General features: G+C 43.9%; 21 protein-coding genes, 1 other RNA gene and 1 other annotated feature. Of the genes, 20 read left to right on the top strand and 2 right to left on the bottom strand.

Annotated features, from left to right (window positions below; translation table 11 throughout):
* The first annotated feature begins 48 nt into the window (after positions 1-48).
* Together ACFX4X_RS01600 and dtd are read left to right on the top strand one after the other, a co-directional pair.
* On the top strand, positions 49-2247 hold the full coding sequence (locus ACFX4X_RS01600; RefSeq protein ID WP_061464219.1) for a RelA/SpoT family protein: 2199 nt from the start codon (positions 49-51) through the stop codon (positions 2245-2247).
* A 15-nt stretch (positions 2248-2262) separates the two neighbouring features.
* Positions 2263-2706, top strand: coding sequence for a D-aminoacyl-tRNA deacylase (gene dtd / locus ACFX4X_RS01595; RefSeq protein WP_061464218.1), 444 nt, complete (start codon positions 2263-2265; stop codon positions 2704-2706).
* An 83-nt stretch (positions 2707-2789) separates the two neighbouring features.
* On the opposite strand, the gene ACFX4X_RS01590 is transcribed toward dtd, so the two are convergent.
* Positions 2790-4562, bottom strand: coding sequence for an N-acetylmuramoyl-L-alanine amidase family protein (locus ACFX4X_RS01590; RefSeq protein WP_377381099.1), 1773 nt, complete (start codon positions 4560-4562; stop codon positions 2790-2792).
* A gap of 128 nt (positions 4563-4690) precedes the next feature.
* Between ACFX4X_RS01590 and ACFX4X_RS01585 the strand changes: the two genes are divergently transcribed.
* From ACFX4X_RS01585 to ACFX4X_RS01500, 18 genes are all read left to right on the top strand, one after another.
* On the top strand, positions 4691-4864 hold the full coding sequence (locus ACFX4X_RS01585) for a hypothetical protein (protein WP_167555992.1): 174 nt from the start codon (positions 4691-4693) through the stop codon (positions 4862-4864).
* A gap of 79 nt (positions 4865-4943) precedes the next feature.
* Positions 4944-5184: a binding site (T-box leader), on the top strand.
* 96 nt (positions 5185-5280) lie between these two features.
* Positions 5281-6552: a histidine--tRNA ligase gene (gene hisS, locus ACFX4X_RS01580; RefSeq protein ID WP_089361637.1), complete on the top strand. Its 1272-nt coding sequence runs from the start codon at positions 5281-5283 to the stop codon at positions 6550-6552.
* Positions 6553-6564: 12 nt separating this feature from the next.
* On the top strand, positions 6565-8334 hold the full coding sequence (aspS, locus tag ACFX4X_RS01575) for an aspartate--tRNA ligase (RefSeq protein WP_377381094.1): 1770 nt from the start codon (positions 6565-6567) through the stop codon (positions 8332-8334).
* A gap of 86 nt (positions 8335-8420) precedes the next feature.
* Positions 8421-8606: non-coding RNA, 6S RNA (gene ssrS, locus ACFX4X_RS01570), on the top strand.
* A 631-nt stretch (positions 8607-9237) separates the two neighbouring features.
* Complete coding sequence (locus ACFX4X_RS01565; protein ID WP_377381091.1) at positions 9238-10209, top strand: NERD domain-containing protein; 972 nt, start codon at positions 9238-9240, stop codon at positions 10207-10209.
* Positions 10210-10468: 259 nt separating this feature from the next.
* Positions 10469-11617 (top strand): M20 family metallopeptidase, encoded by a 1149-nt coding sequence (locus tag ACFX4X_RS01560; protein ID WP_377381088.1) that lies wholly within the window; start codon positions 10469-10471, stop codon positions 11615-11617.
* A 111-nt stretch (positions 11618-11728) separates the two neighbouring features.
* Positions 11729-12490, top strand: a complete 762-nt coding sequence (locus tag ACFX4X_RS01555) for a tRNA threonylcarbamoyladenosine dehydratase (protein WP_125160028.1) — start codon at positions 11729-11731, stop codon at positions 12488-12490.
* Between the two features lie 187 nt (positions 12491-12677).
* A complete protein-coding gene (locus ACFX4X_RS01550) occupies positions 12678-13865 on the top strand; it encodes an ABC transporter substrate-binding protein (protein ID WP_377381085.1) in 1188 nt (395 codons plus the stop codon).
* A 75-nt stretch (positions 13866-13940) separates the two neighbouring features.
* Positions 13941-14819, top strand: coding sequence for a branched-chain amino acid ABC transporter permease (locus ACFX4X_RS01545; protein ID WP_125160026.1), 879 nt, complete (start codon positions 13941-13943; stop codon positions 14817-14819).
* 13 nt (positions 14820-14832) lie between these two features.
* Positions 14833-15804, top strand: coding sequence for a branched-chain amino acid ABC transporter permease (locus tag ACFX4X_RS01540; RefSeq protein ID WP_377381082.1), 972 nt, complete (start codon positions 14833-14835; stop codon positions 15802-15804).
* Positions 15779-16558 carry an ABC transporter ATP-binding protein gene (locus ACFX4X_RS01535; RefSeq protein ID WP_089361629.1) on the top strand — a complete coding sequence of 260 codons (780 nt, stop codon included), beginning with the start codon at positions 15779-15781 and terminating at the stop codon, positions 16556-16558. The genes ACFX4X_RS01540 and ACFX4X_RS01535 overlap by 26 nt, the downstream gene beginning before the upstream one ends.
* Positions 16558-17265, top strand: a complete 708-nt coding sequence (locus ACFX4X_RS01530; protein WP_377381080.1) for an ABC transporter ATP-binding protein — start codon at positions 16558-16560, stop codon at positions 17263-17265. The genes ACFX4X_RS01535 and ACFX4X_RS01530 overlap by 1 nt, the downstream gene beginning before the upstream one ends.
* A 556-nt stretch (positions 17266-17821) precedes the next feature.
* Positions 17822-19000, top strand: coding sequence for an ABC transporter substrate-binding protein (locus ACFX4X_RS01525; protein ID WP_377381078.1), 1179 nt, complete (start codon positions 17822-17824; stop codon positions 18998-19000).
* 166 nt (positions 19001-19166) lie between these two features.
* Entirely contained in the window at positions 19167-20045 is an 879-nt protein-coding gene (locus ACFX4X_RS01520) for a branched-chain amino acid ABC transporter permease (RefSeq protein ID WP_061464210.1), read from the top strand.
* 13 nt (positions 20046-20058) lie between these two features.
* Complete coding sequence (locus ACFX4X_RS01515) at positions 20059-21021, top strand: branched-chain amino acid ABC transporter permease (protein WP_125162139.1); 963 nt, start codon at positions 20059-20061, stop codon at positions 21019-21021.
* Positions 20996-21775 carry an ABC transporter ATP-binding protein gene (locus tag ACFX4X_RS01510; RefSeq protein ID WP_125162140.1) on the top strand — a complete coding sequence of 260 codons (780 nt, stop codon included), beginning with the start codon at positions 20996-20998 and terminating at the stop codon, positions 21773-21775. Before ACFX4X_RS01515 ends, ACFX4X_RS01510 begins: the two co-directional genes overlap by 26 nt.
* Positions 21775-22482: an ABC transporter ATP-binding protein gene (locus tag ACFX4X_RS01505; RefSeq protein ID WP_061464207.1), complete on the top strand. Its 708-nt coding sequence runs from the start codon at positions 21775-21777 to the stop codon at positions 22480-22482. Before ACFX4X_RS01510 ends, ACFX4X_RS01505 begins: the two co-directional genes overlap by 1 nt.
* Before the next feature lie 489 nt (positions 22483-22971).
* Positions 22972-24855 carry a S8 family serine peptidase gene (locus tag ACFX4X_RS01500; protein WP_377381073.1) on the top strand — a complete coding sequence of 628 codons (1884 nt, stop codon included), beginning with the start codon at positions 22972-22974 and terminating at the stop codon, positions 24853-24855.
* Positions 24856-25007: 152 nt separating this feature from the next.
* Here the strand turns inward: ACFX4X_RS01500 and ACFX4X_RS01495 are convergent, their stop codons facing one another.
* Positions 25008-25199, bottom strand: coding sequence for a hypothetical protein (locus ACFX4X_RS01495; protein WP_061464205.1), 192 nt, complete (start codon positions 25197-25199; stop codon positions 25008-25010).
* Positions 25200-25542: the final 343 nt, after the last annotated feature.

The raw sequence follows: 25542 nt of genomic DNA, 5'->3' as shown, positions 1-25542 counted from the left end.
AATCCGGATTATATCCGGTGGCAGTTAAAGTGGGGTTAAGGTGATTAAATGGCTAATGATCAAATATTGACTGCCGAGCAGGTTGTAGAACGGGCCAGCTTATATCTTCAGCCGGAAGAAGCTGAATTTATTCATAGAGCGTTTAAGTATGCAGAGTATTCTCACCGGGAACAATTCCGTAAATCGGGGGAGCCGTATATTATTCATCCGATTCAAGTGGCGGGCATTCTTGCTGATTTAGAAATGGACCCTGCAACTATTGCGGCAGGTTTTTTACATGATGTTGTTGAAGACACGGAGATCACTCTGAAGGATATTGAAGAGAATTTCAGTCCTGAAGTCGCCATGCTCGTAGATGGCGTGACCAAATTAGGGAAAATCAAGTATAAATCACAACAAGAGCAACAGGCGGAAAACCATCGGAAAATGTTCGTGGCGATGGCCCAGGATATTAGGGTCATCTTGATCAAGCTTGCCGACAGACTGCACAATATGCGGACATTGAAGCATCTGCCGCAGGAAAAGCAGAGAAGGATATCGAACGAGACGCTGGAAATCTTCGCACCCCTTGCCCATCGTCTTGGTATCAGTACGATTAAATGGGAACTTGAAGATACTGCACTAAGGTATTTGAATCCTCAGCAGTATTACCGAATCGTCAACCTGATGAAGAAAAAGCGTGCAGAACGTGAACAGTATCTGGAAGAAGTCATTGATGAAGTGCGTAAAAACGTTGAGGAAGTCAACATTAAGGCTGATCTTTCCGGCAGACCGAAACATATTTACAGCATTTATCGCAAAATGGCTTTGCAAAATAAGCAGTTCAGTGAAATTTATGATTTGCTTGCAGTCCGGATCGTCGTCAATAGCATAAAAGATTGCTATGCCGTTTTGGGGATCATCCATACATGCTGGAAGCCGATGCCTGGCCGATTTAAAGACTATATCGCCATGCCTAAGCCAAATATGTATCAATCGCTCCATACGACGGTGATCGGCCCGAAAGGCGATCCGCTGGAAGTGCAGATCCGCACTTCCGATATGCATCGCATTGCGGAGTTCGGGGTTGCCGCGCATTGGGCTTATAAAGAAGGAAAAGATGTAGGTGAACAGCCTTCATTAGAAGAAAAATTGACTTGGTTCCGGGAAATTCTTGAATTCCAGGATGATGCGACAAATGCCGAGGAATTCATGGAATCACTTAAAATTGATCTTTTTTCTGATATGGTATTCATTTTCACGCCAAAAGGCGATGTCATCGAACTGCCATCAGGATCCAACCCGATTGATTTCGCTTACAGGATTCACTCGGAAATCGGAAACAAAACGATCGGTTCCAAAGTGAACGGGAAAATGGTACCGCTGGATTATAAATTGAAAACTGGCGACATCATTGAAATCCTGACATCTAAGCATTCATATGGTCCAAGTCAGGACTGGCTTAAACTCACTCAAACATCTCAAGCGAAAAATAAGATCCGCCAATTTTTCAAAAAGCAGCGCCGCGAAGAAAATATCGAAAAGGGCAAAGAGCTTGTTGAAAAGGAAATCAAGGAAATGGAGTTCGATCTGAAAGAAATCCTTTCTGCCGAGAACATCAAGCGTGTTGCAGATAAATTCAATTTCCTGAATGAAGAAGATATGTATGCAGCAGTCGGGTATAACGGAATAACAGCACTTCAGGTGGCTAACCGCCTTACCGAAAAGTGGCGTAAGCAGAAAATGGTCGAGCAAGAAGCGGATATTTCAGAAGCGGTAGCCGATCTGAAAACCTTCTCCAATTCATCTAAAAAACGTGACTCAGGTGTAAGGGTACCGGGGATTGATAACCTGCTTATCCGTTTATCACGCTGTTGCAACCCAGTTCCAGGGGATGAAATCGTTGGTTATATAACCAAAGGCCGTGGAGTTTCAGTCCATAGGCAAGACTGCCCGAACCTGGAAAGTGGTGATTCCGATCATCGCCTCGTACCGGTTGAATGGGAAAGTACGATTAACGAGCGCAAGGAATACATCGTTGAAATTGAAATCAGCGGGTATGACCGCCGCGGCTTATTAAACGAAGTGCTGCAAGCCGTCAATGAAACCAAGACCAACATTTCAGCGGTCTCGGGTAAATCCGACAGGAATAAGGTGGCGACCATTCACATGTCGATTTATATTCATAACATTGCCCATTTACAAAAGGTCGTTGACCGTATCAAACAAATTTCAGATGTTTATTCCGTTAGACGGATAATGAACTAAGGGGTTATTATTACCATGCGTGTTGTTTTACAACGTTCCAAAGCCGCCAAAGTCGTTGTCGCAGACCAAATAATCGGTCAAATCGACAGCGGGCTCGTTCTGTTGGTCGGTGTCACCCATGGGGATACCATCGATGACGCCGCATATTTGGCCGATAAGATTGTCAATCTCAGAATATTTGAAGATGAAAATGAAAAGATGAACCACTCACTATTGGATGTGGGAGGTTCGATTTTATCAGTTTCACAATTCACCCTATATGGCGATTGCCGTAAAGGCCGTCGACCGAACTTCATGGACGCCGCCCGTCCTGAAGAGGCGAATCAAATATATGAAGCATTTAACGAGGAACTCCGGAATAAAGGCGTCCATACGGAAACAGGTCAATTCGGTGCCATGATGGACGTTCAGCTTACTAATGATGGTCCCGTTACATTAATACTGGAAAGCAAAAAATAACCTGCTGCGGCAGGTTTTTTGTTTTTAGTCAATCAGTACGGACGAAAATGAAAAGCCAGCTTCGATGGGAAGCTGGCTTGTCTTTATTTGAAATATCGCGCCAATCCATTATAAATGGCTGATGTGATTTTTTCTTGATACTCATTTGATGATAACGTCAATTCTTCCACTGGATTACTTAAATAACCTAGTTCAATAAGTGTAGCTACCCGTTTGTTTTCCCTGATAACATGAAAATCCCCGTATCGTGATCCGCGGTTTGGCACCTGCATGGTGGAACCGAGTGAATTGGCCAGTGTAGTGGCCAATGAACGTTGGTAGCCATGATAGTAGTATGTTGTTATCCCGCTGGTGATCTGGTCCTTGGTGCTATCATAATGGAGGCTGATGAAAGCATCCGCGTTATGGATATGTGAAGTGCCGACCCGGGAAGGGAGCGGAACATAGGTATTGCCGCTTCTGGTCAATATCACTTTGGCCCCTGCAGCCTGAAGTTTGTCACGCAGCAACTCGGCCGTCCGGATCGTCAGGTTTTTCTCAAGAGTGCCACCGACCCCTACTGTACCGCTATCCCTGCCGCCATGGCCAGGATCGATAACGATTGTTTTATCCTTTAAATATTTTTCAACCCCAGGGCGTTGGATCTGCTCGGAATTCCCTTCGACCGTCACGATCCACCCCGCAACATAAGCGGTTTTCCCGTTATTTAGTTTAATCGAATACCAATCGCCTTCCATGCCTGTTGCGGAGAATGTTTCACCTTCATTGACCTGCTTTACGATTTCCGAGTTGCCATCAGGCTCACTTCTAAAAATCGTTCCATCATGAATGATGGTAATCTTGTTTCCCTTTGCCTCAATCCTTTCTTCCTTTGGCGTTTGTTCAACATTCTCTTTTTCCAAGTACCAACTCACGACCCAGCCCTTTTTTGAACCGGAAAGCTGGATCTGCGTCATTTTTCCCTTTGTTTGTAAGACGGCGTAAGTCTCATCCTTGTTCACCGAACCGATGACCTTGCTGTTTAGAGATGCATCTTTCCGCACATTTAAACCCGTAGCGGTCACCCTTGCAGTGGCTCCAGCCGTATTGATTTTCGAATTACCTTTATCTTGGCTTATTTGTATGTAAGGTTCAGCTACCCAGCCGCGGACTCCTTGGAAATCAATTTCGGCCCACTCATTTTCAATGCGAAAAACGGTCACTGACGTATTTTTATTCAGCTTTCCTAGCGTTGCGCTGCTTCTCGATGGTTCCGAACGGACATTAAGCCGGTCCACCAAAGTGACACCTGTTTTTACAGAGTGGTTCGTTGCTTCTTTTTTCTTAGATGAACCTTTCTTCGCTGCATCCCCGGAAGCGGCGGGAAGCTTAAGATAATCAGAAGAGACCCAGCCTTCAAGATCCGATGTTTTGACTTTTATCCAATTTTCATTCTTTTCAGTGATGTCGACAGCTGTTCCTTTATTCAAGGAGCCAACCGTTTGAAATGTTGTGCCGGGACCTGTACGGACGCGGACTGAGCTGCCTGAGATCATTCCTTGTCCGGATTCCTTTTTGACCAGGTTGATGTCCGAATCCGACGTTCTTTCCACTAGCCAATTGGCGACCCAGCCAGTTTTACCGATGCCCATCCGGATTTCGATCCAGTCGCCATCTTCCTTCAGGATTGGATAGGATTCCCCTTTTGCCAGTTTTTTTACGATAGGGAAACTGAGACCCGCGCCTTCACGTACATTGACCACTTTGGACGTCACGATAATTTCCCCTTCATCTTTTCCAAAAGCGTGATCGATGGGGAAAATTGCTGCCATAATCAGCATTAGGATCAGGCCGAATAAACCCGATTTCTTCTTCATAAGTTGTCTCTCCCTTTTAACGTCTATATGTATGTATTCTCGTTCAACAAAAATTTTCCTCTTTCCCTGTGCAAAAAACATTTTTTTTAGGAAAGAATAAAGCTTATATAACACTAGGAGGGAACCACATGAAATTCAGCGAAAAAAATCAAACGAGCTTAAGCGGGGGCAATCAAGTATTAGGTGTCGATTTTCACGATTTCATCCAGAAGGAACAAAGCTCAAACCTTGTTGAATTGGCATCAGAATACGGAGTCAATGTCAGGACGATCAAAAATTCGAAAAAACATTTTAACCAATAAAACGCGACAAAATACTGAAGCCTGCCTTGACATTTGAAGTTAACGTCCGTATGATTATAAAATATCAGACTTATTACTGCAATAACCAATGATGGAGAAGAGTAATTAAGAAACACATGGAAAGAGAGGAAATGCCGAGGCTGAAAGCATTCCACATGATGACTTAATGAAAGAACCCTCCGTAGGCTTCACTCCGAACGGATTTTTTCTTAATAGGAGATGGACGTAAAACAGGCGTTAACTGTTTTTGAGCGGGGGCACTTATTTTTTGTGCTTCAACTAGGGTGGCACCACGGGATATCCAAACTCTCGTCCCTTGTAACGGATAAGTTACAAGGGACGGGAGTTTTTTGTTTGGAAAAAATCAGTATAGCGCCGTATCAGAAAGGGCGCCTTGCTTTTAAGGAGGAAATAATATGTCTATTCAGATTCCTAGAGGTACCCAGGATTTATTGCCTGGACAAACGGAAATTTGGCAGTATATCGAAAAGACAGCGCGTGAGATTTGTCACCGTTATCAATATAAAGAAATCCGCACACCGATTTTTGAGCACACGGAATTATTTTTACGTGGTGTAGGGGATACGACCGATATCGTACAAAAAGAGATGTATTCATTTCAAGATCGCGGTGAAAGGAATTTAACCCTTCGTCCGGAAGGCACCGCATCAGTTGTTCGGTCTTATATCGAGAACAAAATGTTCGGGTGGGCCAATCAGCCGGTCAAGCTTTATTATATCGGGCCGATGTTCCGTTACGAACGTCCACAAGCAGGCCGCTTCCGTCAGTTCGTTCAATTCGGCATCGAGGCCTTAGGAAGTAAGGATCCCGGAATCGATGCAGAGGTTTTGTCACTTGCGATGAACCTGTACAAAGAACTTGGATTGAAAAAGCTGAAACTTGTGATCAACAGCCTTGGTGATAAGGAAAGCCGGACAGCGCATCGGAATGCATTAATCAAACATTTCGAACCTCGTATTGGCGAGTTTTGCCGTGATTGTCAAAATCGTCTGGAAAAAAACCCATTGCGTATCCTGGATTGCAAAAAAGATCACGATCACGAATTGATGAACACGGCGCCATCCATCATTGAATATTTAAATGATGAATCCCGTATTTATTTCGAAAAGGTTAAACAGCATCTTACGGACTTGGAAATCGAATTCGTCGAGGATCCGACGCTAGTGCGGGGCTTGGATTACTATAATCATACTGCTTTTGAAATCATGAGTGATGCAGAGGGCTTTGGCGCCATTACAACACTTTGCGGAGGCGGCCGATATAACGGGCTTGCTGAAGAACTTGGCGGACCGGAAACACCCGGAATCGGCTTTGCGCTTAGCATTGAACGCCTGATTGCAGCACTGCAAGCAGAAAACATCGAGCTTCCGATCAAAAAGGGTATTGACTGCTATCTTGTTTCATTAGGTGAAGCGGCCAAGGATTATACCGTCAAACTTGCCCATCAATTGCGGAATGCCGGTTTTACTGTCGAAAAAGACTATCAAGACCGTAAAGTGAAAGCTCAATTCAAATCAGCCGACCGTCTCGAAGCGAGATATGTGGCGACACTCGGTGAAGAGGAATTGGCAAATAATAAAATCAACGTGAAGTTCATGGAAACCGGTGAACAAGTCCAAATGGATCTTGCCACATTCGTTGAACAATTCAAAAAGCTACAGGCTTAAGGGGGAAATACCATGTTTGGCAGAACATACTTCAATGGTGAAGTGACAGAAGCAGCTATTGGTGAAAAAGTAACATTAAAAGGATGGGTACAAAAACGTCGGGATTTGGGCGGGGTCATCTTTATCGACCTGCGTGACAGAAGCGGAGTCGTCCAAGTCGTTTTCAATCCGGACATTTCGGCAGAAGCCTTGGCCACAGCTGAAAAGATCCGTAATGAATATGTCCTTGATATCCAAGGGACAGTCATCAAACGTGAGGAAGCCAACTTCAACCCGAATGTAACAACAGGTACGGTCGAAGTTCAAGCCGAAAACGTTACAATTTTAAATGAAGCGAAAACCCCTCCGTTCATCATTGATGAAAGAACGGATGTTTCTGAAGATATCCGCTTGAAATACCGTTATTTGGACTTGCGCCGTCCAGCGATGTTCGAAACGCTGAAAATGCGTAACCAAACAACAAAAGCAATCCGTGATTACTTGGACGGTGAAGGCTTCCTGGATATCGAAACACCTATCTTAACGAAAAGCACACCTGAAGGAGCGCGTGATTACTTAGTGCCTAGCCGTGTACACGAAGGTGAGTTCTATGCACTTCCACAGTCACCGCAAATCTTCAAGCAGCTATTGATGGTATCCGGTTTCGAACGTTATTATCAAATTGCCCGCTGTTTCCGTGATGAAGATTTACGTGCCGACAGACAGCCTGAATTCACGCAAATCGATATTGAAACAAGCTTCATGAGCCAAGAAGATATCATTAACACCGCAGAAAACATGATGGCTAAAGTGATGAAAGACGTAAAAGGGCTTGACGTAACACTGCCATTCCCTAGAATGACATACTTTGAAGCGATGGGCCGTTACGGTTCCGACAAACCGGATACACGTTTCGGAATGGAACTTAAAGATGTCTCTGGAATCGTCAAAGACAGTGATTTCAAAGTATTCACCGGAGCTATTGCAAACGGCGGACAAGTTAAAGCGATCGTCGTTAAGGACGGAAATGCAGATTATTCCCGTAAAGATATTGATGGATTGGCTGAATTTGCAGCGATTTACGGTGCAAAAGGCCTTGCATGGCTGAAAGTTGAAGAAGACGGAGTAAAAGGACCAATCGCTAAATTCTTCGCGGAAGATCAACAGCAATTAGTATCCGTATTGGAAGCTGAAGTGGGCGATCTAATCTTATTCGTTGCAGATAAGAAAGGCGTAGTCGCTGATGCACTTGGAGCACTTCGCAACAAGCTTGGTAAAGAAAGAGGCTTGATTGATCAAAGCAAATTCAACTTCCTATGGGTGACGGACTGGCCATTATTTGAATATGACGAAGAAGAAGGACGCTACTATGCAGCACACCATCCATTCACAATGCCATTCCGTGAAGACATGGACAAACTGGAATCAGACCCAGCAAGCGTCCGTGCACAAGCATATGACCTTGTCTTGAACGGCTACGAACTTGGCGGCGGATCACTGCGTATTTACGAACGCGACGTTCAGGAAAAAATGTTCAAAGTCCTTGGATTCTCGGAAGAAGAAGCGAACGCACAATTCGGCTTCCTAATGGATGCATTCGAATACGGAACGCCACCACACGGCGGAATCGCCCTTGGATTGGACCGTATGGTCATGCTGCTTGCTGGCCGCACGAACCTTCGAGACACCATCGCGTTCCCGAAAACAGCAAGCGCAAGCGACCTGCTGGTTGACGCACCAAGTGCTGTAAGTGACAAGCAATTGGCCGAACTTAGCCTAAGGCTTGCTGCACTAAAAAAATAATCAATCTGACAAAAATATGAAAAAATACCTAGATGGTTTCTCTTGAAACAGAGTTAAGCATTATGATATGATGTTTTCAACAAGTAAGAGTCCTGATGTGTTCGTTCTTTAACCTATAAGTTTTGACCGAACACTTATAGTTACCGGGAGCACTAGTTTCCTGGCCGCGTAAATGCCTCCCTCGAAGAGGACTTACAAACGCGAGGAACCGAGCACCCACCTGCGGAGAGCGGGTTCAAAACAAAGGCGTAAACGGCACAATTGGGACTCTTACAACTTACAAAGCAACTCATGTTAAATAAACATGGGTTTTTTTGTGCGTTAAAATAGTGAAGAATGGTAACTTACAAGTAAAAAGGGTGAATTCACGAGTAAATGGCATGAATTCACGAGTAAATGGTGCAAACTCACGAGTAAAAGGCTTGAATTTACGAGTAAATGGTGCAAACTCACGAGTAAAAGGTGTGAATTCACGAGTAAATGGTGCAAACTCACGAGTAATGGAGTGAAATTACGAGTAAATGGCATGAAATTACGAGTAATGGCGTGAACCCGCAAGTAATGGCGTGAACTCACGAGTAATGGAGTGAAATTACGAGTAAATGGCATGAAATTACGAGTAATGGAGTGAAATTACGAGTAAAAGGGGTGAACTCACGAGTAATGGCATGAATTCACGAGTAATGGTGCAAACTCACGAGTAATGGAGTGAAATTACGAGTAAAGAGCATGATTTTACAGTAAAAAGGGTGAATTCTCGACCGAATAAAAAAAATACATGAGTTTAGGAACAAATCTCACGAATTAAACAGAGTAAACTCAGAGTAAAATGCTGATTTTTAGTTTCCCAGCAGGAAAAAAGGTTTTAATAAAGAAGCTAAAAAAGAAGGAGTTGACGAATGAATGCTAAAACCGTGTGAAAAGCCTATGAAAATGCTCAAACTGGAGGCATTAAGCAGGAGGCTAACATCAAACCATCCAAAACAGGAACAGATAAGGAACGATTTCCGAAAAATTCGAACAGGGTTTAACGGGGAGCGGAGTATTGGAAATGAGTTGAAGGATCTTCCAAAAGAATATCGAGTATTACATGATTTGAGGTTAAGTCACGATGGGAGCCGTTATTTTCAAATGGATTTCCTTATTATCACCCGGAATTACTGTATCATCATCGAAGTGAAAAACTTTGCGGGAATGCTCTATTTTGATCGCTCTTATCCTCAATTGATTCGGACAAAAGATGGGCAGGAACAAGCTTATCTGGATCCATTAATTCAAGTGGATGTGCAAAAATCCTGCTTAATGGATTGGCTCACTCTTCATAACTTTCCCTCGCTACCGATTGAAACGCTCATTGCAAATGCAAACTCGAATACCATCATAAGGACTACCCCAGGTTTTACCCCCATTTTCAAAAAAATCACGGGAAAAGAAACTCTGATTTCCAAGATTCATACCATTGAAGAAAAGTATCCTTCTGCGCAGTTGACCCAAAGGCAGAGCAATAAACTATCGAACACATTGCTGCAAAAAAATACCCCATATGATCCGGATATACTCGAATGGTATCAAATTGATGTGAAAGATCTGCTAAATAGCGTTCAATGCCCTGATTGTTCAGCTCTTCATATGCAATATCACTGGGGCAAATGGTCATGTGGTCAATGTTCTTACGCCTCCAAGGATGCCCACATTCAAACTCTTCGTGATTATGCCCTCCTCATAGAGCCCAAAATTACGAATCAACAAGCACGGCTTTTATTACAAATAGATTCAATTGATATCATGCAACGAATGCTATCTGCTCTTGAATTGCCCTATTTGGGACAATATAAAAATAGAGTATATAGACTTGATGGATTAATTTACGAGTAAAGCGCCCAAACTCACGAGTAAACGCCCTAAACTCACGAGTAAACGCCCTAAACTCACGAGTAAACGCTCCAAACTCACGAGTAAAGTGCCCAAACTCACGAGTAAAGCGCCCAAACTCATGACCAAACCCAATTTCTCTCGAGTAAGTCTCCATTATTCTCGAATACAACTTAAATATCCCCATTTAAGTAACATTCCGCAATATAGATTCGTAAATTATAGTAAGATTGAAATAATAATTAGCCAAGGATAGAAAGTAGTGAGAGCTTTGAAGGATTTATTGAATGCAAAGAGGAAGGAAATGCTTCAATTAGTGGAGCAGCTAGTGAATATAGATAGTGGTTCTCATACGAAAAAGGGCATTGATGAAATTGGTTCGATTTTAAAAACGAAATTTGAAAGTTTGGATTTTATTGTGGATACGGTTGAGCAGCAGAAGTATGGCAATCAGCTGGTCATCCAGCATCGTGACGCGCATCAGCCGCATATTGTTGTCGTCGCACATATGGATACGGTTTTTCCTGAAGGGACAGCCCAAAAACGTCCTTTTAAAGTGAAGGGAAATCGGGCTTACGGTCCTGGTGTTGCTGATATGAAGGCTAGTTTGGTTTTGCTTTTTTATGCGATCCTTTGTTTGAAACAATCGGGGCAGACAGGCTATAAGCATATCCAAATCATTCTCAATAGTGATGAAGAGATCGGGTCTCCGTCGTCCGCTTCACTTATATCGGAAAAGGCGGCTGATAAGAAGTTCGCGTTAATTCTTGAACCGGCAAGGGCGGATGGTTCACTGGTCACGTCAAGAAGGGGCTGCGGGCAATTTAAGGTGGATGTAGTGGGGGTGGCCGCCCATTCAGGAATCGAACCAGAAAAGGGTAGAAGTGCAATTGAAGAATTGGCTCATAAGATCATCGCCTTACACCAATTGAATGATCCAAAGAAAGGAATCAGCGTTAATGTCGGCATGATTGAAGGAGGTTCTGCTGTCAATACCATCGCTTCCCATGCAGCCGCTTATGTGGATGTGCGGATCTCTGAAAAAAAGCAAGAAGGCATCATCCTCAAACAATTGAAAAAAATCTGCGCGGAAACCTATATTCCAGGGACGAAAACGGTATTAAGCGGGAAAATGGACCGGTCTCCCATGGAAAAGAACGAGAAAACGAACTTGCTTTTAGAGACGATCCGTCAGTCTGGGAAGGAGATTGGCATCCAAATCACGGATATGGCCACTGGTGGAGGATCGGATGCTTCTTTTACTTCTGAATTGGGTATAGCGACAGTGGATGGACTCGGGCCCATTGGAGGGGATGCACATAGTGATGAGGAGTATTTGGATATTCCCAGCCTGACAGAACGGACTCTCCTGCTGGCTACCATCCTTCAAAAATTATCGAAAATGACCTAGTACATTAATTCCGATTAGACTGCTTATATTTCGCTTGTCATAAATGATGTTTATGATATATTGTTAAATGGGAAGCTAAATAAGAACAGAATTTATTGGAGTTGAATATATATGCTGCATCAGTTTTCACGAAATGAATTAGCAATTGGCAAGGAAGGCATCGATATACTGAAAAACACGACCGTTGCTGTCCTGGGTGTGGGGGGCGTAGGTTCTTTTTCAGCTGAAGCATTGGCACGCACGGGTGTCGGCCGTATTATTCTTGTGGATAAGGACGATGTCGACATAACTAATGTAAACAGGCAGATTCATGCACTATTATCAACAGTCGGTCAACCGAAAGCGGAATTGATGAAAAATCGCATTCAAGACATCAATCCCGACTGCGAAGTGATCGCTCTTAAAATGTTCTATACAGAAGAAACGTTTGAGGAATTCTTCAGTTATGGCCTGGATTATGTCATTGATGCATCCGATACGGTCATTTATAAGATGCATGTGATGAAGGAATGCCTGAAACGGAATATCAAGGTGATTTCAAGCATGGGGGCCGCTAATAAAATGGATCCTACGCGTTTCCAAATTGCCGATATCTCCAAAACGCATACAGATCCGCTTGCAAAGGTCATTCGTACTAGATTGCGTAAAGAAGGCATCACAAAGGGAATTCCCGTCGTCTTCTCGGACGAAAGCCCGATTGTCATTCGTGAGGATGTCCGGAAAGAAGTCGGCAATGATGAGGCAAAAATCCGTAAAGCCCAAATGCCGCCATCTTCGAATGCTTTCGTACCATCTGTAGCGGGCTTAATTGCGGCAAGCTGGGTAATCAATGATATTTTAAAAGACATTGAAGTTCGCCGTGTAAATGATTGATAATAAGTTGACTGACTCTATACGGGGTCAGTTTTTTTGTCGAAAAAGCATATATTTCCTTATAATAACTTTTTTATCCATATCTTATAGACGGGGTCGAAAGAATGAGATAAAATATTTTCAGAATATTTTTTTTATTCAGATATCATTTTTACTTAAAAGAACATACAAAACAAGGGGGTTTCAAATGAAGAATAAAAAGCTGGCAGGAGTGTTTCTATCGCTTTCATTGGTTGCAGGGGCGCTCGCAGGCTGTGGTGGCGACTTGAAAACCAGCAGTTCAGGCGGGAGTTCATCCAAATCGGGTGACACAATCAAAATTGGGGCCAACCTTGAATTGTCCGGAGGTACGGCATCATTCGGCCAATCGGCCGCAGACGGTTTGAAACTGGCCATCGATGAAATTAATAAAGAGGGCATCAACGGTAAGAAACTGGAAATCGTTAAGGTTGATAACAAATCAGATGCAGCAGAAGCTACAAGCGGTTCGATTAAGTTAGTCAGTCAGGACAAGGTTGTTGCTGTAGTCGGATCAGCGACAAGCACAAATACCTTGGCACAGGTTCAGGTCGCACAGGATAATAAAGTTCCTCTACTTACACCAACTGCAACAAATCCCGACATCACCAATAAAGCTGGAAAGCTGAATGATTATGTGTTCAGAACTTGCTTTATCGATCCATTCCAAGGTACGGTTGCAGCCAATTTCGCATCCGACGAAATAGGGGCGAAGACGGCTGCGATCTATGTGGACAGCGCAAGTGATTATTCTAAAGGGTTGGCCGCAGCTTTTAAAGAAGCGTTCACTGCCAAGGGCGGTAAAATCGTTGCAGAAGAAGCTTATGTTACAAAAGATACTGATTTCCGCTCTACATTGACGAGGATCAAATCCGCAAAACCAGAGTTCGTTTTCCTTCCTGGTTATTATGAAGAAGTCGGATTGATCTTAAAGCAGGCCCGTGAGGACGGGATGGACCTTCCGTTCATGGGCGGAGACGGCTGGGATTCCCCGAAGGTCGTTGAAATTGCCGGAGCGGAGGCGTTAAAAAATACCTATATTACGAATCACTATTCCCCAGAAGATGAAGATCCAAAAATTCAGGATTTCGTTGCAGCCTTCAAAAAGGAATACAATAAAACACCGGATGCTTTTGCCGCACTTGGCTATGATACTGGGTACTACCTGGCAGATGCCATCAAAAGGTCTGGAGATGCCTCTCCCGAAAAAATCAGACAAGCGTTGGAAGAAGTCAAAGATCTTAAATTAGTTTCCGGAACGCTGAACCTTGATGAAAATCATGATCCGATCAAATCGGCGACCATTTTGGAATATGTAGATGGCAAACAAACATTCAAGACAAAAATCAATCCATAATACCTTATGTGGATAGGGGGCAGCACCCCCTATTCTATATTCACTTAAATAACGCCTTATCGGGGAGAGTGGAATATGGAACTGATTCAGCAATTGGTAAATGGCATTTCACTCGGCAGCATTTATGCATTGATTGCGCTTGGCTATACGATGGTATATGGGATCGTCAAGCTGATAAACTTCGCCCATGGCGACGTATTCATGGTTGGTTCATTTGTAGGGTTTTACGCCATAACCGTTATGGACTTATCCTTCATCCCGGCTTTATTGATTTCGATGGTCACTTGTGCCATCTTTGGCGTTTTAATTGAACGGATCGCTTATAAACCCCTTCGTAATGCAACACGGATTGCGGCCTTGATAACGGCCATCGGTGTTTCCCTTCTGATAGAAAATGGGCTGATTTACATCCGGGGCGCCCAGCCGGAAGCCTATCCAAATAATGTCCTTCCGATGGATAAACTCGATATATTCGGCGTTTCCATCAGCAGTCAATCGATATTGATCTTATCTGTATCCATCATTTTAATGATCATCCTACAATTCGTTGTCCATAAAACCAAAATCGGCAAAGCGATGCGTGCCGTTTCATTCGATTCCGAAGCGGCTAAGCTTATGGGAATCAATGTGAATCATACGATTTCAGCTACCTTCGCCATAGGCTCGGCCCTGGCAGGGGCGGCCGGTGTCATTTTTGGAATCTACTATATTAAAATCGAGCCGTTGATGGGCGTCCTTCCTGGCCTTAAAGCGTTTGTGGCCGCGGTATTGGGCGGTATCGGCATCATTCCGGGAGCAATGGTCGGCGGATTGCTGCTTGGAGTCATCGAGGCCTTGGTCAGTGCCGCCGGTTACTCTTTATGGCGCGATGGTGTGGCTTTCATCGTTCTTATCTTGATTTTGATTTTCTTGCCGCAGGGTCTATTCGGTAAAAATAAAAGAGAAAAAGTATAGGGGAGACAAAGCGATGACTACTTTAAAGAATTCAAAGGGTTTTTGGCTCTCGATCGTGCTCGCACTCATTTTTTTCGGAATCATGCAGTTCACCATTTCAAACGGTATGCTCAATCCATTTTATATCAACACACTCATGTTCATCGGCATCAATATCATGCTGGCGACGAGCCTTCATTTAATCATCGGTATAACCGGGCAGTTCTCTATCGGACATGCAGGCTTTTTAGCGGTAGGGGCCTATGCTTCGGCAGTCATGACGATGAAGCTGGAACTTCCTTTCATCCTGGCTGTATTGGCTGGGGGCATCATCGCTGCCGTTGCCGGTATGGTGATCGGGATACCGAGCCTACGCCTGAAGGGGGATTACTTGGCGATCGCAACACTTGGTTTTGGGGAAATTGTCCGGATAATCCTTTTGAATATTGAATATGTAGGCGGGGCAAGCGGAATGCAGGTATCTCATCTGACCACATGGCCATGGGTATTTGCCTGTGTCATGATCACCATCATGGTCATCCGGAATTTTACCAATTCGACTCATGGACGTGCATGCATATCCGTAAGGGAAGATGAAACGGCGGCAGATTCGATGGGAATCAATACGACTTATTATAAGGTGGCGGCTTTCGTCATCGGAGCTTTTTTTGCCGGAGTTGCAGGATCGCTTTATGCCCATAATTTCTATATTATCCAGCCATCGAATTTCGGTTTCCTAAAATCCTTCGATATTCTGATTTTCGTCGTACTTGGCGGTCTGGGAAGTTTATCAGGTTCGGTTTTGGCAGCCATTTTACTGACGATCGTGACGACATTCCTTCAGGATTATCCGGAAACGAGGATGATCATATACAGTCTTGTCCTGATCTTGATGATGATTTTCCGCCCGCAGGGTTTAATGGGAACAAGGGAAATCACGGCACTGTTCACACATAAGAAAACGAATGGGGGCAAAAAGGATGGAAGCCACAATACCGTTGCTTAAAGTAGATTCGGTGGGTATCCGTTTTGGCGGGTTGAAAGCCGTGTCAGATGTGAACGTTGAATTATTTCCAGGGGAACTTGTTGGCCTTATCGGACCGAATGGAGCTGGAAAAACGACATTCTTCAACTTGTTGACGGGTGTTTATGTCCCTACAGAAGGGACGATTGCCTTGAATGGGGAAAATCTAAAAAAGCAGCCGCCTTATAAAATTACCCGTAAAGGGATTTCGAGGACCTTTCAAAATATCCGCCTCTTCAGTGAGCTATCCGTGATCGATAATGTGAAGGTGGCTTACCACTCGCTCGCCAAGCATATGATTCCAAGTTCCATATTCCGGTTGCCGGGACATTTTTCCGGAGAAAAGGAGATGGATGAAAAGGCGTTGGAATTCTTGAGGATTTTCAACCTTGACCATTTTAAGGATGAAAAGGCGAAGAATCTGCCATACGGACAGCAAAGGCGGCTGGAAATTGCACGTGCTCTCGCCGCAAACCCGAAACTGCTTTTACTTGATGAACCAGCAGCCGGGATGAATCCGCATGAAACGAAAGAATTGATGAATCTCATTGCTTTTATCCGGAAGGAATTCAACCTTACCGTATTGCTCATTGAGCATGATATGTCACTGGTCATGGGGGTATGCGAACGGATTTACGTGCTCGATCATGGACAGCTCATCGCTCACGGAAAGCCGGAAGAAATCCGCAATGATCCAAAAGTTATCGAGGCGTATCTGGGCGAGGAGGTTTCATGATGCTGAAAATAGAGGACATCAATGTTTATTACGGCAATATCCAAGCATTAAAAGGTGTTTCCATGGAGATTAACGAAGGGGAGATCGTGACTTTGATCGGAGCGAATGGAGCGGGAAAAAGCACGTTGCTCAAAACGATTTCCGGGCTGTTAAAACCAAAGCAGGGAAAAGTTCTGTTCGAAGGCGATCCGATTGGAGGAGAGGCAGCACAGTCCATCGTGAAAATGGGCATTTCCCATGTACCTGAAGGCCGCCGTGTCTTTGCCAACATGACGGTTGCCGAAAACCTCGAGCTTGGGGCCTATTTGCGAAAGGACAAGGAAGGCATTAATAAAGATATGGAAAGGGTCCATGAGTTATTTCCGAGGCTGCTGGAGAGAATCAAACAGCAGGCTGGCACGCTTTCGGGAGGGGAACAGCAGATGCTTGCAATGGGTCGGGCCCTAATGGCGAAGCCCCGTTTATTACTGCTCGATGAACCTTCAATGGGCCTTGCGCCGCTGCTGGTGAAGCAAATATTCAACATCATCCAGGAAATCAGTGAGGCCGGCACCACGATCCTTTTGGTCGAGCAAAATGCCAACCTCGCTTTATCTATTGCAGATCGGGCATATGTCGTTGAAACGGGCCGAATCGTCCTCTCGGGCAATGCCGAGGAACTCACTTCAAGTGAAGAAATTAAATTGGCTTATTTAGGAGGACACTGAACCGCCGTTTGGCGGTTTTTTTGTGGGGAATTGAAGCTTGGAAGATGGGAAATATACAAGGTAGCTGAAAAATGGACAGGAGATTCATGCATGATTTTATGCATTCAAAATAGTATTATTCAATTTTGATATAGGAATTAAGACTAAAGAGGAGCGAAAAAACTGGGTTTAATTCCCTATCAGTATACTTGTATTTTGGTAAAAATGTAATTAATAGGATGGGTAAAATGAGAGAATGAATAAAATTTTTTGAGCAATAAATGAAGATTTTACAATTTCGATATAATTAAATTATCGGTTTTTTCTGAATATATCCATTGTTTTCACAATATTTAAAATATATAAAGATAAAAATGACAGTGTACTCCTTATGAAAAACTTACTATTTAGCGAAATATTCTCATAATTATTGTATAGACGGAATGAAAATTATGCGGTAAACTATTTTTCGAAATATTAATTTAATTTGAAAAATTTCATTTAATCAATTTTTTCTGGGGCATCTTGAATAAATATTCATGCATCAGAGCTATGATTACAAAATGGGGGGATTATTTTGAAGAAGAAAAAATTAGCAGGGGCATTCCTTTCTCTAACACTTGCTGCAGGAGTTCTGGCGGGTTGTTCCGGCTCCGGTTCATCAGATAAAACAAGCGGGGACGGTGATACGATCAAGATCGGTGTCAACCTTGAATTATCAGGCGGTGTAGCCTCATATGGTCAATCAATTGCGGAAGGCCTGGAACTTGCGACTGCAGAAATCAATAAAGAAGGCATTGACGGAAAAAAAATCAAACTAATAAAAGTCGATAATAAATCTGAAGCGTCCGAAGCGACTAGCGGCGCAATCAAGCTGACATCACAAGATAAGGTTGCGGCGATCGTGGGTGCAGCGACAAGCACGAACTCGATTGCACAAGTGCAGATTGCACAAGATAATAAAGTGCCGGTCATCTCACCTTCTGGTACAAGCCCTGAAATCACTTTCAGCAAGGATAAATTGAATGATTACATTTTCAGGACAAGCTTCATCGATCCTTTCCAAGGAACGGTTGCTGCGAATTTTGCCACTAAAGAAATCAAAGCGAAAAGTGCGGCCATCTATATTGACAGCTCAAGTGATTATTCAAAAGGATTAGCTGCAGCCTTTAAAGAACAATTCGAAAAAAATGGCGGAAAGATCGTAGCTGAGGAAGCTTACATTGCGAAGGATACGGATTTCCGTTCCACATTGACTCGTTTGAAATCGGCAAAACCTGATTTCATCTTCCTGCCTGGTTACTATGAGGAAGCTGGTCTGATCGTGAAGCAGGCGCGTGAAACTGGACTTGACGTCCCATTCATGGGCGGAGACGGCTGGGACTCTCCTAAGCTAGTTGAAATTGCCGGTGCAAAAGCGCTAAATAACACGTTCATAACGAACCATTATTCTTCAGGTGACCCTGATGAGAAAATTCAGAAATTTGTGTCAGCTTTTAAAGCGAAGTACAAAGATAAATCCCCGGATGCATTTAACGCTCTAGGATATGACACAGGATACTTCCTTGCCGATGCGATCAAACGTGCCGGTTCAGCCGATTCAGAAAAAATTAAAGAAGCGCTGGAAAAAACGAAAAACCTTGAGCTTGTAACGGGTACTTTTACATTGGATAAAAAACATAATCCGATCAAATCCGCTACAATCCTTGAATTTAAAGAGGGAAAACAAGTATTCAACACAAAAATCAATCCTTAATTTCGGAGAATAACTCCAACCCTTTCGCCGGCCCTTCGTCATAAAAGAAGGTGCTGGCGAATTCTCATTTTTCAGGTATACCAGGTCACTGAACTTCCCCTTGGCGGAATGCAAAGAGTCTGGACTAATCACATTATAAAATTAGATTTTTCAAGGAGAGTCGAACATGGAATTGATACAGCAGTTAATAAACGGAGTTTCACTAGGAAGTATTTATGCCCTTATCGCTCTCGGTTATACGATGGTTTACGGGATTGTTAAATTGATAAACTTTGCACATGGTGATGTCTTCATGGTCGGCTCATTCGTTGGATTTTACTCGATAACGGTTCTGGATCTTTCATTTGTGCCAGCTCTATTAATCTCGATGACGATCTGTGCGCTCTTTGGAGTGATAATCGAGCGTATCGCATACAAGCCATTACGAAACGCTACGCGTATTGCAGCACTTATCACGGCCATCGGGGTCTCCCTTTTGATCGAATACGGATTCATCTACGTCCGTGGTGCACAGCCGGAGGCTTACCCGAATGATGTATTGCCGACGGACAAGTTCAATATCTTTGGAGTTTCCATCAATAGTCAATCGGTTTTGATTTTTGGAGTGGCTGTAGTCCTGATGATCATTCTTCAAATCATCGTTCATAAAACAAAAATAGGAAAAGCCATGCGTGCTGTTTCATTCGATGCGGATGCAGCCAAGCTGATGGGGATCAATGTTAATAACACGATTTCTGCCACCTTTGCAATCGGCTCCGCTTTAGCTGGGGCAGCGGGCGTCATTTTCGGCATTTATTATATTAAGATCGAACCGCTAATGGGTGTGCTTCCGGGGTTGAAGGCATTTGTCGCCGCCGTACTTGGAGGGATCGGGATTATACCGGGCGCCATGGTCGGAGGCTTATTACTTGGTGTCATCGAGGCTTTGGTCAGTGCCGCCGGTTACTCATTATGGCGTGATGCGGTAGCCTTCGTCGTACTGATTCTTATCTTGATTTTCATGCCACAAGGCTTATTCGGTAAAAACAAAAAAGAAAAAGTATAGGGGAGACAAAGCAATGACTACATTTAAGCGGGCAAAAGGTTTTTGGCTCTCGATTTTACTATCATTGATCTTTTTCGCCGTAGTTCAAGTGTTAATCGGCGGCGGATCGCTAAATCCTTTTTATCAAAATACGCTCATGTTCATCGGGATCAATATCATTCTGGCAGCGAGCCTTCACTTGATCATCGGGATAACAGGGCAGTTTTCCATCGGGCATGCCGGATTCCTGGCAGTCGGAGCCTATGCTTCAGCCGTTATGACCATGAAGCTTGACATGCCTTTTGTTGCAGCATTGATAGTGGGCGGTTTGGCGGCAGCGCTGGCAGGATTGATCATCGGAATCCCAAGCTTACGTTTAAAAGGTGACTACTTGGCGATTGCCACCCTCGGTTTTGGGGAAATCGTCCGGATCGTGCTTTTGAATATCGATTATGTTGGCGGGGCAAGCGGGATGCAGGTATCCCATTTGACCACTTGGCCTTGGGTATTCGCTTCCGTTATCGTTACGATCATCGTCATCAGGAACTTCACAAGTTCGACACATGGCAGAGCCTGCATATCGATCCGTGAGGACGAGACAGCTGCCGATTCGATGGGGATCAATACGACCTATTACAAAGTTGTCGCGTTTGCGATCGGTGCCTTTTTCGCCGGAATTGCTGGAGGGCTTTACGCTCATAACTTCTACATCATCCAGCCATCCAACTTCGGATTCCTGAAGTCATTCGATATCTTGATCTTAGTTGTACTTGGCGGCCTTGGAAGTCTTTCAGGAGCCGTATTGGCGGCCATCTTACTGACTGTTGTCACGACATTCCTTCAGGATTATCCTGAAACGCGAATGATCATTTATAGCCTGGTGCTAATCGTCATGATGATCTATCGTCCACAAGGTTTAATGGGGACAAAAGAAATAACATCCATGTTCAAACGTAAAGGAGGCAGCAGCCATGAAAATAAAAACACCGCTGCTTAAAGTCGATTCGGTCGGCATCCAGTTCGGGGGGCTAAAAGCCGTTTCCGATGTTAACGTCGAGCTGTACCCTGGGGAATTGGTTGGCTTGATTGGACCGAACGGAGCCGGGAAAACGACTTTTTTTAACTTACTGACAGGGGTATACGTCCCGACGGAGGGAACGATTTCTTTAAAAGGGGAGGACTTGAGAAAAAAGCCTCCATATAAAATCACACAAAAAGGCATCAGCCGGACATTCCAGAACATTCGCTTATTCAGTGAACTATCCGTGATCGATAATGTAAAGGTGGCCTATCATTCCCTTTCGAAGCATAGCATTTTAAGCTCGATCTTCCGGATGCCGATCCATTTTAAAGGCGAAAAGGAAATGGATGAAAAGGCGATTGAGTTCCTGAAGATTTTCAACCTTGATCAATATAAGGATGAAAAGGCTAAGAACCTGCCATATGGCAAACAAAGACGTTTGGAAATTGCCCGTGCACTTGCAGCCAACCCGAAATTGCTTTTGCTGGATGAACCGGCAGCGGGAATGAACCCTCAAGAGACGCACGAGCTCATGAACCTGATTGCCCTCATCCGTGAGAAATTTGATTTGACCGTATTATTGATTGAACATGATATGCCGCTCGTCATGGGTGTTTGCGAACGCATATATGTACTCGATCACGGACAGCTGATCGCTCAAGGCAAGCCAGAGGAAATCCGTAACAATCCAAAAGTCATCGAGGCCTATCTGGGCGAGGAGGTTTCATAATGTTAAAAATCGAGGACATCAACGTCTATTATGGAAACATTCAAGCCTTGAAAGGAATCTCGCTTTCTATTAATGAAGGTGAAATCGTTACCCTGATCGGGGCAAACGGAGCGGGGAAAAGCACGATGCTGAAAACCATTTCCGGACTGTTAAAACCAAAACAGGGGAAAATCATGTATGAAGGGCAATCCATCGGCGGAAAGGCCGCACAATCCATCGTGAAAATGGGCATTTCCCATGTACCTGAAGGCCGGCGTGTATTTGCTAATATGACCGTTGAAGAGAACCTTCAGCTTGGTGCCTATTTACGCAAAGATAAGGCAGGCATCAAGCAGGACATGGAGAAAGTCTATGAATTATTCCCGCGTTTGCTTGAACGCCTGAAACAGCAATCCGGAACCCTTTCCGGCGGTGAACAGCAAATGCTCGCAATGGGCAGGGCACTCATGGCCAAGCCCCGGCTTTTGTTGTTGGACGAGCCATCCATGGGACTCGCCCCATTATTGGTGAAGCAAATCTTTCATATCATCGAAGAAATCAATAAAACAGGTACAACGATCCTGCTGGTTGAACAAAATGCCAACCTTGCCCTATCCATCGCGGACAGAGCCTATGTTGTCGAAACCGGCCGAATTGTCCTATCAGGCAAATCTGAGGAACTGACCGCAAGCGAAGAAATCAAGAATGCCTATTTAGGAGGACATTAAACCGCTTTATAGCGGATTCAAACTGCAGACAAACTCGAAGAAAAGCGAGTGTGCCTGCAGTTTTTTTTTTTTTTTTTTGAAAAAAGTTCCAGTTGATTTCAGAAATCCGCTCCCTTTCCGCCGACTGTCTGCCAAGCCTCATCAAAGCAAGCGCCTGCGGGGTCTCGGCTAGCCAGTAATTCGGCAGGAGTGTCGCAAATTTCTTCAATCTAATGAGGGTTACAGCCATAATAAAAAGTAAAAAACATGAAGGGAAAACAAGTTTACTTTTAATCAGGGTTCGAGGTGAGATACTTCCGAACTCCTTTTGTCTACAAACTGAAACCACTAAGCGTTTTTTTCTTTTGGAAAATATGTAATTTTACTAGTTAAAAAGGTTAGTAAAACCAAATCACTCGGTATACAATCTAGTTAGGGATAATAGTAGAATGGGTTCATGTCAAAACCTCATCCATAGCTATTCTTAATCATATTTTTTGGAGTGATTTCATGCACAAACTTATTCAGGCCTTACTACCGGTTCTACTGCTGTTTATGATTCTGCCAATCTGCGAGCCGGATGCTGCATCTGCAGAAGAAATCCCGCAATCCGATGGTGTCATCGTCAAATATAAAGAGACGAATGATGAGCCGATCAATGACTTGATAGAAAAGGTCGAGGTCCCTAAAGGGGAAACGACCGACAACGTTATCGAGGAACTTGAAGAACAGAAGAATGTGGAATATGCAGAGCCAAACTATCTTTTCAAGAAGATGAACAGTCCGAACGACCCTGCCTATAAAGACCAGTGGCATCATAAAACGCTCGGAACGAATGCAGCATGGACAAAAACCATGGGCTCAAAAGAAATGATCGTAGCCATTATTGACGATGGGATCGATCGTAACCACGCTGATTTAAAAGGGAAAATCGTCAATGCCTATGATACGGTACGCAATCGGAAGAATATCGTACCAAAAGGGGAGCATGGAACGCATATCGCCGGCATCATTGCAGGTTCTGCGAACAACGGCATTGGTGGAGCGGGTGTTGCGCCTAACGTAAAACTCATGCCGATCAACGTTTTTGATGGCGAATATGCCAATACGGCCGATATCATTGACGCCATTCATTTTGCCGTACAGCATAAGGCTAACATCATCAATATGAGCCTGGGAGACACCAGTTATTCGGAGGCGTTGAACAAGGCTGTCCAAGAAGCCTATAAAAAAGGCGTCCTGATCGTCGCAGCTGCCGGGAATGAAGGTGATATGGGCAAAAATGTACAGCGTGTGTATCCAGCTGCATTCAGCCATGTCATTTCCGTTGCCGCCACTGACTCAAGGGATAAGCGTACCAGTTATTCCAACTACCATTCAACAGTGGATATTGCAGCCCCTGGAGATGATATCCTTTCAACCTTACCGGATGGTAAATACGGCTGGATGAGCGGAACATCGATGGCCACGCCGATGGTGACGGGTGTAGCGGCACTGATTTGGTCGTATGAGCCCAAGCTCAACAAATCGGAGGTCGAATACCGCCTATATGATTCAGCCGTGGACCTCGGTGCAAAAGGGAAAGACATCTACTATGGAAACGGGCGGCTCAATGCCAAAAAAGCGCTGGAAATGAAGACGCTGACCAAACCGGCCGTGACCGCGATTTCCGATAGGGACACCAAGATGAATGGGAAAATCCCAACTGATTTCAAAACGGGGACCGTCTCCATTTATACCGATAAAAAACAACTCGCCACAGTGAAGATCAACGGCGAAAAGTCGTTTACAGCGTCCATCGAAAAACAAACAGCCGGCACGACCATCTCTACTAGGGTCATCGATAAATCGGGAAATAAAAGTATACCCGTTTCATTTAAAGTGGCAGATAAAACGGCTCCCTTAAAACCGTCAGTAAATACGGTAGGAGACAATACCGTTAAAGTAGTTGGAAAAGCGGAAGCGGGATCTGCAGTCACTGTCAAAAATGGCAGTACGGTCCTTGGTAAAGCAAATTCCAATAACGCTGGGAATTTCACCGTAACGATGTCAAAGAAACAAAAAGCAGGAATGGTCCTATCCGTTACAGCAACCGATAAAGCAGGAAATACAAGCTCAGCCAAAACAGTGACCGTCGCAGACAAAACAGCACCAAGTAAACCTACGGTCAACACGGTCACGACAAAAACGACAAAAGTAACAGGCAAAGCAGAAGCCAACTCCACTGTCTCCATCAAAGTATCAGGAAAAGTGATCGGCTCTGCCACAGCAACGAATAAAGGTACTTTCTCGGTTAAAATCCCCAAGCAAAAAGCAGGGAAAAACCTATATACCTATGCCAAAGACAAAGCGAAAAACGTAAGTGAATCAAGGAAAGTCACGGTTAAAAAGTGATATGAAAATAGGAACAGCCCCCATAATAAGTACTGGGGGCTGTACTTGTATCACTCTTGTTTTGGGTCAAAAAAAAGAAGCAATAGCGAATATTGCTTCTTTGCTCATCTGTTGTTTCAACTACTTTGCAATATCGTCCTACACGAAATACTTTAAATTTCACCTTCTTCAAGCCTCCTATTATATTCAATTTTACTTATTAATCCTTTTGCATTACAGGTAAGACAATCTGTATAAATATCGTAGGCCCCCGTACCTGCACAAACATGGCATTTAACATGAGTTTCCGGTATATCCTTTTGCATGAATGAAAAAAGTTTTCCAATATACTGCAGAATAAGCATTCCCAAAACTCCTTTTTTTTTAATCATACAACAAAAAAAGGCGAAACCAACATGAAATACAATATCATTACTTAAATCAAATAAAACCATTACATACTTTACATTGAATTAAAAAATCGCCTCGATAAATTCAAGGTTATTTTATTAGGTAAGAAAGGGCGAGGAGTGAACAGTCCTTAAAGATATACTTATTTAATTGTTCGTTGCCGTAAAGTTTTGTTCCAACTCTCCCTTTAAATCAAAGGCTGTTTTCACATACTTTGTTACTATTTACCAGGTAGTGAGTTGTGGTTGATTTCCCCTCCAGATGCTCGCTTTCCGCGGGGCGGGCGGTGAGCCTCCT

This window comes from Peribacillus sp. YIM B13481 (assembly GCF_042787985.1).
Classification (GTDB): domain Bacteria; phylum Bacillota; class Bacilli; order Bacillales; family DSM-1321; genus Peribacillus; species Peribacillus simplex_A.
This window is presented reverse-complemented; position numbering and strand designations above follow the sequence as displayed.